General features: G+C 67.2%; 14 protein-coding genes. 5 read left to right on the top strand and 9 right to left on the bottom strand.

Annotated features, from left to right (window positions below; genetic code table 11):
• The first annotated feature begins 10 nt into the window (after positions 1–10).
• Positions 11–2,908, top strand: a complete 2,898-nt coding sequence (locus NAM01S_RS00245) for a UPF0182 family protein (protein WP_067778294.1) — start codon at positions 11–13, stop codon at positions 2,906–2,908.
• A 23-nt stretch (positions 2,909–2,931) separates the two neighbouring features.
• Here NAM01S_RS00245 and NAM01S_RS00240 read toward each other — a convergent pair whose 3' ends face one another.
• Positions 2,932–4,041: a CapA family protein gene (locus tag NAM01S_RS00240; RefSeq protein WP_067777972.1), complete on the bottom strand. Its 1,110-nt coding sequence runs from the start codon at positions 4,039–4,041 to the stop codon at positions 2,932–2,934.
• Between the two features lie 41 nt (positions 4,042–4,082).
• Between NAM01S_RS00240 and NAM01S_RS00235 the strand changes: the two genes are divergently transcribed.
• Entirely contained in the window at positions 4,083–4,832 is a 750-nt protein-coding gene (locus NAM01S_RS00235) for a Mut7-C RNAse domain-containing protein (RefSeq protein ID WP_067778293.1), read from the top strand.
• Between the two features lies 1 nt (position 4,833).
• On the opposite strand, the gene NAM01S_RS00230 is transcribed toward NAM01S_RS00235, so the two are convergent.
• The 6 genes from NAM01S_RS00230 to NAM01S_RS00205 all read right to left on the bottom strand — a co-directional run bounded on the left by NAM01S_RS00230 (position 4,834) and on the right by NAM01S_RS00205 (position 10,073).
• Positions 4,834–5,277, bottom strand: coding sequence for a nuclear transport factor 2 family protein (locus NAM01S_RS00230; RefSeq protein WP_067778292.1), 444 nt, complete (start codon positions 5,275–5,277; stop codon positions 4,834–4,836).
• Between the two features lie 80 nt (positions 5,278–5,357).
• Positions 5,358–6,029, bottom strand: coding sequence for a TetR/AcrR family transcriptional regulator (locus NAM01S_RS00225; RefSeq protein WP_067777970.1), 672 nt, complete (start codon positions 6,027–6,029; stop codon positions 5,358–5,360).
• 83 nt (positions 6,030–6,112) lie between these two features.
• Positions 6,113–7,708, bottom strand: coding sequence for a GMC oxidoreductase (locus tag NAM01S_RS00220; RefSeq protein ID WP_084482202.1), 1,596 nt, complete (start codon positions 7,706–7,708; stop codon positions 6,113–6,115).
• 64 nt (positions 7,709–7,772) lie between these two features.
• The gene (locus NAM01S_RS00215; protein WP_157107545.1) at positions 7,773–9,101 is read right to left on the bottom strand and encodes a lipase family protein; all 1,329 of its coding nucleotides are present in this window, start codon (positions 9,099–9,101) and stop codon (positions 7,773–7,775) included.
• Between the two features lie 130 nt (positions 9,102–9,231).
• Positions 9,232–9,555: a hypothetical protein gene (locus NAM01S_RS00210; RefSeq protein WP_067777966.1), complete on the bottom strand. Its 324-nt coding sequence runs from the start codon at positions 9,553–9,555 to the stop codon at positions 9,232–9,234.
• Between the two features lie 104 nt (positions 9,556–9,659).
• The gene (locus NAM01S_RS00205) at positions 9,660–10,073 is read right to left on the bottom strand and encodes a DUF7144 family membrane protein (RefSeq protein WP_067777964.1); all 414 of its coding nucleotides are present in this window, start codon (positions 10,071–10,073) and stop codon (positions 9,660–9,662) included.
• Positions 10,074–10,354: 281 nt separating this feature from the next.
• On the opposite strand from NAM01S_RS00205, the gene NAM01S_RS00200 reads away from it, so the two are divergent.
• The 3 genes from NAM01S_RS00200 to NAM01S_RS00190 are packed head-to-tail and all read left to right on the top strand — an operon-like array spanning position 10,355 to position 14,147.
• A complete protein-coding gene (locus tag NAM01S_RS00200) occupies positions 10,355–12,193 on the top strand; it encodes a glycoside hydrolase family 15 protein (RefSeq protein WP_067777962.1) in 1,839 nt (612 codons plus the stop codon).
• A 12-nt stretch (positions 12,194–12,205) separates the two neighbouring features.
• Positions 12,206–13,603, top strand: a complete 1,398-nt coding sequence (locus NAM01S_RS00195; RefSeq protein ID WP_067777960.1) for an MFS transporter — start codon at positions 12,206–12,208, stop codon at positions 13,601–13,603.
• 7 nt (positions 13,604–13,610) lie between these two features.
• Positions 13,611–14,147 carry a hypothetical protein gene (locus NAM01S_RS00190; RefSeq protein ID WP_067777958.1) on the top strand — a complete coding sequence of 179 codons (537 nt, stop codon included), beginning with the start codon at positions 13,611–13,613 and terminating at the stop codon, positions 14,145–14,147.
• Here the strand turns inward: NAM01S_RS00190 and NAM01S_RS00185 are convergent.
• Together NAM01S_RS00185 and NAM01S_RS00180 are read right to left on the bottom strand one after the other, a co-directional pair.
• Positions 14,137–14,433 (bottom strand): SHOCT domain-containing protein, encoded by a 297-nt coding sequence (locus tag NAM01S_RS00185; RefSeq protein WP_067777956.1) that lies wholly within the window; start codon positions 14,431–14,433, stop codon positions 14,137–14,139. The genes NAM01S_RS00190 and NAM01S_RS00185 overlap by 11 nt on opposite strands.
• Positions 14,434–14,443: 10 nt before the next feature.
• Positions 14,444–14,896, bottom strand: a complete 453-nt coding sequence (locus NAM01S_RS00180) for a DUF6325 family protein (protein WP_067777954.1) — start codon at positions 14,894–14,896, stop codon at positions 14,444–14,446.
• Positions 14,897–14,982 lie beyond the last annotated feature (86 nt).

The following is a 14,982-nucleotide window of genomic DNA, read 5'->3' as shown; positions in this document are numbered from 1 at the left end:
AGAGTGGGTGATGAGCGCACGCGACGGTCTCGGCCTGCGGCGGTTGCCGCGCAGCACTCGGGTGCTGGTGATCTCGGCCGCGCTGTTGCTCGCCGCGTTGATCGTCGTTCCGCGCTTGGTCGGCGCGTATGTCAGCTGGATGTGGTTCGGGGAGGTCGGCTTTCGCGGCGTCTGGCTCACCGTGCTGCTCACCCGGCTCGCGCTGTTCGTCCTCGTCGCGCTGCTCATCGGCGGCGCGCTGTTCGCGGCGATGTGGCTGGCGTACCGGTTCCGTCCGCTGGTGCTACCCGACACCGGGGACGAGGACGTCCTGCGCCCCTATCGCACCGCGGTGCTGCGGCGGCCTCGGCTGTTCGGCCTCGGCATCGCCGCCGCGCTTGGCCTGCTGTGCGGTCTGATCGGGCAGTCGGGCTGGGTGACGGTTCAGCTGTTCGTCCACGGCGGATCCTTCGGCATCTCGGATCCCGAATTCGGCCACGACGTCGGCTTCTACGTCTTCGATCTGCCCTTCTACCGGCTGCTGGTCAACTGGCTGTTCGTCGCCACGGTCTTCGCGTTCCTGGCCTGCCTCGCGGCACACTATCTGTTCGGCGGCCTGCGCCTCTCCGGGAAAGCGAGCGGGTTGACCCACGCGGCTCGCGTCCAACTCGCGGTGCTGGCAGGCACATTCATCACGTTGAAGGCGGCCGCCTACTGGCTCGACCGCTACTCGCTGCTGTCCACCCGGAGCAAGGAACCCACCTTCGCCGGTCCCGGCTACACCGACATCAATGCGGTGCTACCCGCCCGGCTCATCCTCTTCGCGATCGCCGTCATCTGCGCCGCGGCGGTCTTCGCCGCAGTCGTGGTGCGGGACCTGCGCATCCCGGCGATGGCCGCCGCGCTGCTGCTGCTGTCGTCGATTCTGGTCGGCGCGGTCTGGCCGCTGCTCGTCGAGCAGCTCTCGGTTCGTCCGAACGCCGCCGACATGGAGCGCGTCTACATCGAACGCAACATCACCGCCACCCGGCAGGCGTACGGAATCGGTAGCGACCATGTCGAATACCGTGACTACCCGGGTATCGGCACCAAACCGCCGCCCGAAGTACCCGCGGACGTGACCACGATCGCCAATGCGCGCCTGCTCGATCCGAGCGTCCTCTCGCGCACCTTCACCCAGCAGCAACAGCTGAAGAACTTCTACAGCTTCCCCACGCATCTCGATCTCGATCGTTACCGCATCGACGGGGAACTGCGCGACTACGTGGTGGCCGCCCGCGAGTTGACGCCGAACGCGCTGAGCGGCAACCAGCGGCACTGGGTCAACCGGCACACCGTCTACACGCACGGCAACGGGTTCGTCGCCGCGCCTGCCAACCGCGTCAACGCCGCGGTGCGTGAGGCCGCGGGCGACGCCGCGAGCAGCAACAGTGGATACCCGATCTACACGGTGAGCGACATCGCCTCGCAATCCTCCGGGCAGCAGCTGATTCCGGTCGATCAGCCGCGCATCTACTTCGGCGAAGTGATCGCCGAGTCGGACCCCGACTACGCCATCGTCGGCGGCGGCACCGAACCGCGCGAATACGACACCGACGCAACGAAGTACACGTACACGGGCGCTGGCGGCGTGCCGATCGGGAACTGGTTCGACCGGATGGCCTTCGCCATCTTCTACGCCGAACGAAACATCATCTTCTCCAAGGCGATCGGCGACGGCTCCAAGATCATCCTCAATCGCGACCCGCGCCATCGCGTCGAACTCGTCGCGCCCTGGTTGACCACCGACCACAACCCCTATCCCGCGGTCGTGAACGGGCGAATCGTCTGGATCGTCGACGCTTACACCACGATCGACGGCTACCCCTACGCCAAGCACGCCTCGCTCGACATGCTCGAGCCGCCCGGCGAGACCGGCGGACGCTCACGCGACATCTCCTACCTGCGGAACTCGATCAAGGCCACCGTCGACGCCTACGACGGCACCGTCACCCTCTACCAGGTCGACCAGGACGACCCGGTGCTCGACGCGTGGATGAAGGTCTTTCCCGGCACGGTCGAACCCGAGGAGTCGATCACCGAGGAGTTGCGCGCGCACTTCCGCTACCCGGAGGACCAGTTCAAGATCCAACGCGAGATGCTGGCCAAGTATCACGTGGACGAACCGCGAGAGTTCTTCACCACCAACGCTTTCTGGTCGGTGCCAAGCGATCCCACTGTCGATGCCAACCCGCACCAGCCCCCGTTCTACGTCCTCGTCGGCGAGCCCGGCAGCGCCGAGCCGACGTTCCGGCTCGCCACCGCGATGGTCGGGTTCAACAGGGAATTCCTCTCCGCCTACGTCTCCGCTGACTCCGATCCGGAGAACTACGGCAAGATCACCGTCCTGCAACTGCCCACCGACACCCTCACCCAGGGGCCGCAGCAGATCCAGAACTCGATGATCTCCGATACCAGGGTCGCCTCCGAGCGGACACTGCTGGAGCGCTCGAACCGGATCCAGTACGGCAATCTGCTGACCTTGCCGATCGCCGACGGCGGTGTGCTCTATGTCGAACCGCTGTTCACCGAGCGAATCTCGAACACGCCGAACGGATCGACGTTCCCGCAGCTGGCGCGGGTGCTGGTCAGCTATCGCGAACCAGGCACCGGCGGCGTCCTCGTCGGTTACGCCCCGACCATCGCCGAGGCGCTCGTTCAAGTCTTCGGCCCCGAAACGGGTCGGCTCGCCACCGCACCCGGCGGTGGGCCCGCGGCGCCGCCACCACCGGGACAACAGCCGCTACCGGCGCCACCGCCGCAGGCGCAGGGCCCGCCACCGGTGGATCAGGCGAAGATCGCCGAGCTCAACGCGCAGATCGACGCCATGCGCGAGGCCCTCGATCGTCTTCAGCAGCAGCTGAACGAACTCGGCATCCCCGGCCGATAGCCGTTGCCGCCGAAGGTAATTCGTCAGGCTTTGCGATACACCACCGGCAAGCCGTCGGCCCGCGTAGCGACGCGCGTATCGAAGCCACGGCTGATCTCCCGGATCGTCTCGCACAGCCAGCGCGCCTCGTCGGGTTCGGCGGTTTGCAGGCGCATGCGGCACATTCGCAGGGGAATCATGCGCAGCCGTATCGCTCCCGCGTCCAGGTCGACCAGGAACAGCAGGCGCAGATCGGTGCGATAGCTCTCGTGGCCGTGGATGCCTTCGTAGTCGTCGACGACATCGCCGCACCCGTACAGAATCGGCTTGCCGCGGTAGATCTCGATCGGCCGCGGATGGTGCGCCGAATGTCCGTGCACCACATCGACTCCCGCGTCGATCAGCCGGTGCGCGAAGTGCCGTTCGCTCGGCGTCACGCGGTAGCCCCAGTTGGGTCCCCAGTGGATCGAGACGATCGCGACGTCCTGGTCGCGGGTGGCCGCGAGCACAACGGCGGCCACCTCGTCTGCGGCGGTGGCGCTTGGTGTCTCGCCGATCCGCCACAGTCCGAGCCGATCGTGACGCGCCGCCCAGTATTCCGGCACACCGCTGGATCCGGCGGCGACCGAGACGATCACCGCCCGGCTACCGTCGCCGAGTTCGGCCGTCGCCGGAGTGCGGGCACCGTCGAGATCCGTTCCCGCTCCGGCGTGGTCGATGCCCGCGGCATCGAGTGTGTCGAGGGTGTCGGTCAGCCCGTACGCGCCGAAATCGAGCACGTGATTGTTGGCAAGGGCGCAGACGACCGGCGCGACGGCGGTCAACACCGGAATGTTGTCCGGCCGCATCCGATAGTGGATTCCCTTGGCGGGTGCGAACGTCCCGTCGGCGGTGATGGCGGTTTCGAGGTTGATCAGTCGCGCGTCGGCCTTGGCGAGCAGCGGGAGGGCGTCGCCCCACAGCCGCCGGAAATCCACGGGACGGGCGAACGCGCCGTTCTCCTCCTCGGCCAGCTCGACATACATCCGCGCGTCGCGCACATACCGTTCGCACAGCAGCGGGTCGCCAGGGTGCGGCAGGATCTGATCCACCCCGCGGCCCAGCATGACATCGCCGCCGAGCAGCACCGTCGGCATACCACCATTGTCGATCATCGAGCGCCCGCCCGCGCCGGTGCTTGGACGACAATGGTCGTATGACCGCCGGTGTCGAGCTGCGCGTCTACGCCGAGCTGAACGACTTCCTGCACCCGGACCTCCGGTACACGGGGCAGCGGCGGCCGATGCGTCCGCACCAGACCGTGAAGGACATCGTGGAAGCCGCGGGCATTCCGCACACCGAGATCGATCTGATGTTGGTGAACGGCGTTTCCGTCGACTTCGGCCACCACCCGCGTCCCGGCGATCGGCTCGCGGTGTATCCGATGTTCGAAACGCTGGACGTCGGGCCGGTGACCCGGGTGCGCGCCCGCCCGCTGCGCGAACCGCGCTTCGTCGTCGACGTGAATCTCGGTGGGCTGGCGCGGCTCATGCGGCTGATGGGACTCGACGCCCGCTGCGAATGGGACGCCGACGACGCCGCCCTCGCCGAGCTGGCGGCCGCCGAGCACCGCATCCTGCTCACTCGCGATCGCGGGCTGCTGGCGCGGCGCGCCGTCACACACGGCGTCTTCGTGCACGCCGATCGTCCGTTCGAGCAGATCGTCGAGCTGATCCGCAAGCTGGACCTGACCGATCGGCTCGCGCCGTTCAGTCGCTGCCTACGCTGCGGCGGCCTCGTCACCGATGTCGCCAAGGAGGACGTCCTCGACCGGCTCGAACCGCTCACCCGCCGCTACTACGACGCCTTCCGCCAGTGCGCGGACTGCGGCCGCGTCTACTGGCAGGGCTCGCATCAGCGTCGGCTCGACGACATGGTCGCCCGAATACGCGCCGCGAGTGGGTAGGTCAGATGCCGTTCACCTGTTGCGCGAGGAACATGTAGCTCTTCTCCTCGACGCGCTGCCTGATGCGCCAGAGCCCGTCGACGCGGGCGAAGGTGTCCAGGTACCACAGCCCGCACAGCATGAGGCTCTGCGTGCCGTTCTCGCCCGCGACGAGCATCGGGTTGTGGCACATGGTGCGGGCCGTCGCGGTGTCGCCGTGCACCGTGATCGAGGAATTGCTGACCAAGTGCTGGAAGGCGGGGAAGTTCGGCATGGCGGTGGCGAGGAACTGCTTGGTGGAAGCCAGATCGCCGGCCGGTCCGCCCATCGCCGTGTAATCGATGTGGGCGTCGGCGGTGAAGATCTCGTCGAGCAGGTCCCACTGCCGCGTGTCGACGGCGTGCGAGTACCGAACCATCAGATCCTGGATCTCGAGCCGGTCCGAAATCTCCTGCAATGACAGCACGGGTGCCTCCGAAGCTCCGATACAGCGGGCGTCGACCCACACTAGAACACGTTCCTGCCCGGCGCGCGCGCTTCGACTTGCTACGACGGTTGCTCGGCGCCGTCCGGACCAGGGGAGTACGGCGAAACGATCGAGGGACTCCAGGTGAAGGGTGGTGCATCGGGAGCGGGGGATCCGGCGGCCGCCGCGAAGGGCTCGTTGTTTCCGGTGAGCCGCGCGATGGTTCGTTCGAGCGCGGGCAGGATCTCGGTGATGGCCAGATCCTCGTTGGCGAAGCGACCGACGAGGGCGTAGACCATATTGCTCAGGACGAGCCCCACATCGGCGATGTAGTCGGGGTCGATCCCGGTGAAGAGAACGGTCGCGGCGGGCAGGACGGCGTCGAAGCCCTGGGTGTCCAGCCGCTGACCGTCGGGGCCGGAGCGTGCTCGGTAGTAAGCGGTGAGCATTCGAGGGTTGCGTTCCCATGGCTCGAACACGTACCGGACCAGCCGAAGCAGACCGTCGGCAAGCGATTCGTTCTCGCATGGCGGCGCCAGCTCGGTGTAGATGTTGGTGGCCATCCACTGTTCGACCGCGGCGAGGATCAGCTCGTCCCGGGTCGGATACAGCTTGTAGACCGTCGCCAGGGAGACGTGCGCCTGCTTCGCGACAGGGCGCAATTGCACTGCGTCGTATCCGTCGGAGTCGAGCAGCGAGAGCACGGTGTCGATGATCTTGGTTGCCGTCTCGGTTTCACCAGTCCTGGCCACCCGCCAACCGTAATCCAGTCGCCGGACGACCGCGGGCGCCGCACCGCCGAGCCGCCGCGAAACAGGCGGCTCGGCGAACGCGGTCAGATGCGCGTGCCCACGTCGCGGGCGACGAGGTTGTCCAACGCCCTTTCGGCGACGGCGGCGATGGTCATCGAGGGATTGCAGGCCGCGGTATTGCCCGGCATGAGCGCACCGTCGAGGACGTAGAGCCCGGGCTGGCCGTGCACCCGGCCGTCCAGATCGCAGACCGCGCCCATGCTCGCGCCGCCGAGGGGATGCCAGGTCGACGGAAACAGGGCGTTGGTGTCGAGCAGCATCCCGTCGGGTCCGGCGATCTTGCGCACCGCGGGACCGATGTGGTTGTCCTGGATACCGCGGTCGCCGTGTTCGGGCCAGTGCAGAATCGCGTCGTCGCGGGCCGCGTCATAGGTGAACGCGCCGCGCCCGTCGCTGACGCCGTAGCCGACCATCATGGTGCTGGCGGGGTCGAGCGAGAGCGGTGGGATGGACGCCTGGATCACCGTGTAGGCGGCCCGCGGATCCGCCCAGTTCTTGCTGCCGTAGATCACCGGACCACCTTGCGGCGCACCGAATTCCGCGGACGGATCGGTCCAGACGTAGATGCGGTCGGCGTTGGTGCCCCAGCCATGACCGACGCCGTCCGGCAGATCGGGGATCAGCCCTTTCGCTCCGGCGCGGACCAGCAGTCGCGTGGTGTTGAGACTGCCCGCGGCCATGATCAACGCGCGCGTGGTGAGGATTTTGTTCTCGACCACGGCGCCGGTGGTGTCCAAGCGCTGCACGTGCACCGTCCAGCGACCGTCCGGTGCGCGCTCGACATCGGTGACCTCATGCAGCGTTTCGACCCGCACCAGTCCGGTCGCTTCGGCGGCGGCGATGTAGGTGACATCGACGGAGTGCTTGCCGCCATTGTTGACGCCCATGGCGCCGTCGCCGTTGGTGTAGGACGCCTTCATCTTCCCGCGCAGCTCGGCGAGCGCGAAATCCCAATCGATCGGCATCGGAATCTTCGACAGCGGCATCCCGGCCCGGCGCACCCGGTCGGCGAAGACGCGCGCCGCCCGGTAGTTCTCGGTCGCGATCAACTCGTCGGGCGCCTCGGCGAGTCCGAGCATCCGCGCCACCCGCGGGTAGTGCACCCGGTTCATGGTCGCCCAGTCGAGCTCCTGCGGAAAATGCGTGTCGAACACCGCTTCCGACGGTTGCAGCGACATGCCCTGGTAGACCAGCGACCCGCCACCGACGCCCGCCGCGCACAGTGCCGTCATGTTCACCCCCGGCACCGCCTCCACCAGGCCGGTGTAGCGCTCGAACACCAGCGGCCTGCCGAAGAGGTTCGGACTCGACCGGCACCACAGCAACCGCTTGTCGGGGACGGAGGCGCGAGGAAACGTCTCGGCGTTCGGGCCGGTGGGCCAGCGCAACCCGCGCTCGAGCACCGTCACCGGCACGCCCGCTTCCGCCAGGCGCAGCGCGCTGACTCCGCCGCCGAAACCGGAGCCGACCACCACGACGCGATGGTCTTCGTAGGTCAGCGGGACGGTGTTGACCCGTGCGGCGATAGGGGCGGGCGCACCGAGCGAGCGGACGCCGAGCAGTACCGCGCCAGCCGTGGCGGCACCGGTCAGCATCGACCGGCGCGAAATTACAGTCATCACAAGACCTTCGGGAATCGTTCGGGCGGCGCCAGGGACGCCGATGTCCCTGGCGCCGGGGAAATCAGTCGATCGTGCAGCCGGAGACGGGCTTGTCGGCGAGGCGATCGAGGAGGTAGGTGATCGCGTTGTCGGGGCCGAAGCCGTCGATGAGTTCCGGTCCGAAGTGATTCGGGATCGTGGCGCCGGGGAAGATCGGCGGCAGATCGTTGGTGCGGAAGGTGATGGTGGCGCCCTTGGCGCACCAGTCCTCGGCGAGTTGGCGGGCCTGGTTGTAGGGGACGGTGTCGTCGTTGATGCCGCTGGTGATCAGGACCGGCGAGGTGGGCTTCATGGTGCCGACGCGCAGATCGTTCAGCGCCGGACCGGCTTCCGGGATCCCGTGCAGGTGTTCGGTGAGCGATCGGCCGTCGATCGTCATCGAGTTGGTTCGCAGGAACGGGTGATGGGTGATGACATCGCCGATGCACGAGGTGCTGAGCGTGTTCAGCATGGCGCGTCCTGCGGGGCTGGTCACCCGGTCGACCGCCTTGTGAAGGTCGGGGTAGCGGGCGAGCATGCCGTTGATGGCGAAGCCGATGGCGCCGCCGATCAGCGCGCCGTCGATGCGTTCCAGGATCTTCGCGAGATCCGCGACGGGACCACCGGCCCAGGTGCCCTTGAGGTTCAGTTCCGGCGCGTAGCTCGGCTGCATCTCCGCCGCCGCGGCCGCCGCGCCGCCGCCCTGCGAGTAGCCCCAGAACACCACGGGGGTTTCCGGTCCGACGCCCGCCAGATGGTTGGCCGCCCGTGCGCCGTCGAGCAGGGCGTGCGCGCCCTCGATGCGATTGGCGAAGGTGTGAATACCGGGCGTGCCGAGGCCGATGTAGTCGGTCACCAGGACACGGGCGCCCAACGAGCTCCACACCGCCGACGACGGAAGTTCCTGATTCGCCGACAGTCCCGGCGAGGGGTCGGTGAACAGCGCCATTCCGGTCGAGAACGCCACCGACATCGCGCAGCGGTCGGCTTGGCCCGAGGTACCGGGACCGATGACGACGGTCGGTCGCGGTCCCGCCCCCTGCCACGGGCCGGTGGCATCGATGAACGTTCCGGTCACCGCGACCGGCGAACCGTCCTGGAAGCGCGTGGTGTACATGACGTGCTGCGCCTGGCCCGGCCATCCCTCGAGGGTCGGCGCGGTCGCGAACAGCGGCATCGGCTGGGTCTTGATGATCGCGCCCGGTTCCGACGGGATCTGCGCGGGCGGGGTGTAGAAGGCGCTGACCTCGTCGGCCGCCGCTTCCGTGACGTCCACCCCGACCCCGGCCACCGCCGTCGCGCAGGCAACGGCCACCGCCGCCGCCATCCGGGCGGCCCGCGATAGCGACCGCCTTCCGTGCACTCGCTGCATCGATATCTCTCCGTGAAGTTCACCCCCGACGCCGTCGCCGGAGTGTCGTGCGTCGCACTGCGCCGGATGCATGACACCCGTCACAGCCGCGACCGGACGGTACAGTAACATGGTTACTGGCCGATTCGCGTCAACCGCAGCAGAACGGGTCATCGCACGGATCGCCGACTTCGCTGCCGTACGCGACGAAGCTCCGAATCGGCGCGACGACCTGCTCGGCCGTCACGGAGTCCAACAGGGGAGTGGACTCACCGAGGCGTGGTCGCCACGTCGACGGCGCGTCCTCGACATCGAAACGCCGCTCGCCATCGACGAAGAGCGTCCAGAGTGGATGGTCGGGAAACCCGTTGAGCCGCAGAACCCACCACGAGCCGTCGACGACGGCGGCGACAGGAAACTTCGCGATCCCGGTCCTTCGCCACTGCGGTCGGGCATTCAACTCGGAGCGCGTCATCCCTTCAGTCTGCTCGACCGCACATCGCCGTCACGGCAACGCCGAAGGTCGAACGAGAAACGCCGCCGCACCCGCTCGGGTGCGACGGCGTGAATCCGGTCGAATCAGACGCGATTCGGCTGCCAGGTCGTGACAGCCCAGATCACCACGACGTCGAGTGCGATCACCAACACCGACCACCACGGGTAGTAGGGAAGCCACAGGAAGTTTCCGAGCAGGGACAACCCCGCGAGAATCACCGCGACCACCCTGGCCCAGCCTTGGCCCGCCATCAATCCGATCGAGGCGAGCACCAAGAGGATGCCGAGGATCAGATGGACCCAGCCCCAGCCGGTCGTGTTGAACTGGTAGATGTACTCGGGCCCGGTCACGTAGATCTCGTCTTTGGCGATCGCGGAGATTCCTTGCAGGATCGACACGATGCCGGTGATCATCAACAGGAATGCCGCGCCGATCGACGTTCCGGCCGCGACGGCCTGGCTGACGGGATAGTCGTTGGTTTCGGTTGGCCTGGCCATGGGTCACACCTCCGCTGGGTGATTCCAAAGGGTATGAGCTGGACGGTATTTCGAGTGTTTCCGAACGCTTTCCCGAATTCGAGCCGTTATTCGAGACCAGGGATCACACACGCCATTGTGTGTGATCCAGACCACAATATCATCCGTGTGTTTCGCCTCTTCTCTCCCGTTCGGTGCGGTGTCGGCGCACACTGAAGGGGAGTGCTTCCGGATGGACAGGCGGCGGGCGGACCGGCAGCCGCGAATTGTGTCGCGTTTTCACCATGATCGAAGGAGCGCTTGTGAACGCGTATCCGGCTATTGCCGAGCACGGCATCATCGGCGATTTGCAAACCGCGGCGTTGGTCTCCTCGGCGGGGACCATCGATTGGTGGTGCACGCCCAGATTCGATTCACCGAGCGTTTTCGCCTCGCTGCTGGACAGCGAGCGCGGCGGTTTCTGTCGGTTGGCGGTGGAATCCACCGCCGAGAACGTTCGCCAGTTGTATCTGCCGGACACGGCCATTCTCGTCACCCGATTCATGCAGCCGGACGGGGTGGGCGAAGTCGGCGATTTCATGGAACCGATCCGGGAGCCCGTGCCCACCGACCGACACCGGCTGGTGCGAGTGGTCCGCGTGGTGCGCGGAACCCTGACGTTCACGCTGACCTGCCGCCCCCGATTCGACTACGGCAGGGCCGAGCACACGCTGGAACAACGCGGCGAACAGGCGGCGGTCTTCCACGGGCCGGATACCGACCTGCATCTGCAAGCGACCGATCCGGTGACCTTGCACGCCGACGACGGCGACATCACGGCACGTTTCACGCTCTCCCAGGGCGAGACCGCAGTGGTGGTCTTGACGAGCACGGCGAGCGAAGGGCCCGCCCCCGAAGCCCCGGAGCGCGACGACACCATCGCCGATCTCGATAGGTGTCGCCGCTTCTGGCAGTCCTGGCTGCGTTCGTCCACGTATCGGGGCCGGTGGCGGGACGAGGTCAACCGCTCGGCGATCACCTTGAAGCTGCTGACCTATCTGCCGACCGGCGCGCCGATCGCCGCGGCGACCATGGGCTTGCCGGAACAGGTTGGCGGCGAACGCAACTGGGACTACCGATACACCTGGATCCGGGACGCCTCGCTGTCGGTGCGGGCGCTGATCGATCTGGGCTTCACCGAGGAGGCCTACGCCTTCCGGCGCTGGCTGCGCGACCGTCTCGACGCGGGCGACACCGCCTCCGGTGAGCCGCTCCAGATCATGTACCGGATCGACGGCGATCCGCGATTGGAGGAAGAGATACTCGACCATTGGGAGGGCTACCGCGGATCCGCCCCGGTGCGGGTCGGCAACGCGGCGGCCGACCAGATTCAGCTCGACATCTACGGCGAGGCCGCCGACGCCATGGCGCAGTCCTCGGACATCGGCGGCATCTGGGGATGGCGCGTGTTCGCGAATCTGCTGGACTGGCTGACCGAGCACTGGGACAGGTCCGACGAAGGCATCTGGGAAACCCGCGGCGGCCAACAGGAATTCACCTACAGCCGGCTGATGACCTGGGTCGCCTTCGATCGAGGTATCCGGCTGGCCACGGAGTATTCCCGGCCCGCGGATGTGGCGAACTGGACGCGCGCGCGGGACGCGGTCTTCGCCCAGATCGTCGATCGGGGCTGGAGCGAGAAGCGGCAGGCGTTCGTGCAGCACTACGCCACGGACGTGCTCGACGCCTCGCTGCTGCTGATGCCCAGGATGGGTTTCCTGTCGCCCCGAGATCCGGCATGGCTGAGCACCCTCGACGCCATGGACGACGAGCTGGTCAGCGACAGCCTGGTCTACCGCTACGACCCGGCGGCGTCCCCGGACGGCCTGCGCGGCGTCGAGGGCACCTTCAACCTGTGCAGCTTCCTCTACGTCGAGGCGCTCGCCCGCTCGGGCCGGTTGACCCAGGCCCGCTACGCCTTCGACAAGATGCTCACCTACGCCAACCACGTCGGGCTCTTCGCCGAGGAGATCGGTCCCTCCGGCGAGCAGCTCGGCAACTTCCCGCAGGCGTTCACCCATCTGGCCCTCGTCGCGGCGGCCATGGCGCTCGACGAACAACTCGACCGCGCCGAAGCCGGGTTGGCGACGACGACCGGATAGGCGAGCAGGCCGATGGCCGAGACCGGTGCGCTCAGCCCACCCCGCGGGGTGCTGGTTCCGCTGACGCTGGCGCAGTTCATCTGTAGCTTCGCCGGTTCCAACATGAACGTGATGATCAACGACATCAGCACCGACCTGAACACCACGGTGCAAGGTGTGCAGACCGTCATCACGATCTTCCTGCTGGTGATGGCAGCCCTGATGATCCCCGGCGGGAAGATCACCGACCGGTACGGTCGCAAACGCTGTTTCATGGTGGGTCTGGCGATCTACGGCATCGGCGCGGTGCTGAGCGCGCTCGCACCGGGGCTCGGTGTGCTGATCCTCGGCAATTCGATCCTGGAAGGCATCGGCACCGCGCTGCTGATTCCGCCCGTCTACATCCTGACCACGCTGTTCTTCACCGAAACCACCTCCCGCGCAAGGGCATTCGGCGCGATCATGGCGATGGGCGGGATCGGCGCCGCGGCCGGTCCGCTGCTCGGGGGACTCATCACCTCGGGGATCGGCTGGCGCGCGGCCTTCGCGTTCCAAGCGCTGGTGGTCGCGACGATCGTGCTGCTCGGCCGCCGCATCGTCGACCCGGTACCCCCGGACCCGACCGTGCCGTTCGACGTCGTGGGCGCCGTGCTTTCGGCGGTCGGGCTGGTGCTGCTCGTCATGGGAATCCTGGCCGCCGACAACGACATCCGGCTCATGCTCGTGCTGATCGTGGCCGGCGCGGTGGTGCTGGTGTTGTTCTTCGTCTCGATCCGCGCGAAGGAAAGGGCAGGCCGCGTGCCGTTGATATCGACAAGTCTGTTCCGCAACCGCACATCCAACCTCGGCCTCGTCACGCAGAACATCCAATGGCTGCTGTTGATGGGGACCTCGTTCGTGGTCGCCGCGTACCTGCAAGTCGTCCGCCGCTACAACGCCATCGAGACCGGCGTGATCTTCACCGCGGCCACGGTGGGGCTGCTGGTGACCTCGCTCGGCGCGGCACGGCTGGCGCGCAGACGCGCGCAACGCACCCTGATCATCGCGGGATTCCTGGTGACCATCGTCGGCATCGGCGCACTACTGGCGCTGGCGGGCCGCTTCGAAAGCCCCTGGGCGTTGGCGCCCGGGCTGCTGCTGATCGGCGTCGGCCTCGGCGTCATGTTGACGCCGTCGGTCGATATCGTCCAGTCCAGCTTCGGCGAGGACCAGCAGGGCGAGATATCCGGATTGTCGCGCTGCGTCTCGAATCTGGGTTCCTCGCTCGGTACCGCCATCGCGGGCACCATCCTGGTCGCGGGTCTGTCGAGTCACGCCTACGCCGCCGCGATGACCACCCTCGCGCTCATCGGCATAGCCGGATTCCTGGCCGCCACGGCGCTGCCCCGACAGGACGCGGCGCATCTCGCCGGAGCGTCCGGTGCGGGCTGAGGGCAAGATGTCATCGAGTCCGCACGCGCTGCTGCATGGCCCGCTGTTCTCGCGCACCAGGCCGCTGGATCGCGAGAACGCGGCGAGCCGCATCAGCGCCTACATCTACGGCAACGTCCTGGTGCTAGCGGCGCTGGTACCGATCACCACCAGCGCCAAGCACGTCGGAATCCTGGTGGTTCTCGGAACGGCGTTGTCCACGTTCGTCGCGCACGTTTTCGCCGAAGCAGTCGGCTACAGCGTGCGCCATCGAAGTCGATCGACGCGGGCCGAGAGGCTGCGCGAATTGCGCAATTCCGTCCCGATTCTCAGTTCGGCGGTGCTGCCGTGCGTCGTTCTCGCGACCGGCTGGCTCGGGTGGCTCGAGCCGAGAACCGCCCAAATCGCCGCGGAACTGGCCGTGCTGGTCCGCATCGGGGGCATCGTGTTCGTCATCGGCCATCTCAACGGCGAGCGCCCGAACCGGGCATCCCTCTTGACCGCGGCCTTCCTGACGGTGGTCGCCGCGACCGTCGTCATCGTCAAGATCCTGCTCACCCACTGAGGATGCGCGCCTTTTCCGCTTCGAACTCCGCGTCGGTGAGCACGCCCTGCGCTTTGAGTTGGGCGAGTTCTTTCAGTGCCGTGATTCGGTCCATGTCGGCGCCGCCGCTCGGCGGCGGTGCGGGCGCGGCAGCTGGTGGTGGCGCGTATTGCGCGTACGGGTCGGGCTGTGCCTGCTCCTGCGCCGCCCAGCGTTCTCCCTGACGACGGGAGACCCGGTTCGATACGGCGGTCGCGGTTCCGGAAATCACGGCGGTGCGGGCTACGCCGCGCAGCAATCCTGGCATGAGACTCTCCCTATCGACTTTCCGTCTCGAGCAGATCGAGCGACGACAGCAGGCTCTGCATCGGAATGCGCCCGGAAGCCACGAGCTGGGCGCCGTTGCGGCGCAGCGCGGACGCGAAAGGCGCGGCCCACCTGTTCTCGTAGACCAAGATCGCGGCCGAGCACCCCGGTTCCAGGGCCGCGCCCGCTTCGGCGTGATCGGTCTCGTCGAGCAGTCCCGATCTCGCCTCGGCGAACAGGGTGATGTCGACGTCCCCTTCGAGGCCCATGTCGGCGATGTCGATTCCGGCGAGGGAGCCGTCGGCATCCTTCCGAACGAACGCCAGATCCAGCACTCGAATGATGCCGCGCTCGACGAGGTCGGCCAGCAAGGGCAGCGCCGAACCGTCCGGAGGCCGATCGGCGGGAAATTCGATCACGAGATAATCGACCGGGCCTAACGCGTCGATATCGGTTTCGGTCACGGTATTCCTCTTTCGTCCGAGAAAGAGCCGTAATTGCCTGGCTCGCTTACAGATCGCTCTCGACTTGGCGAACAGCTGGAGCCGAC

The sequence above is a fragment of the Nocardia amikacinitolerans NBRC 108937 genome, from assembly GCF_001612615.1.
GTDB classification, from domain to species: domain Bacteria; phylum Actinomycetota; class Actinomycetes; order Mycobacteriales; family Mycobacteriaceae; genus Nocardia; species Nocardia amikacinitolerans.
Note: the sequence above shows the minus strand (reverse complement) of the source record. Positions and strands in the feature narration are given on the sequence as shown.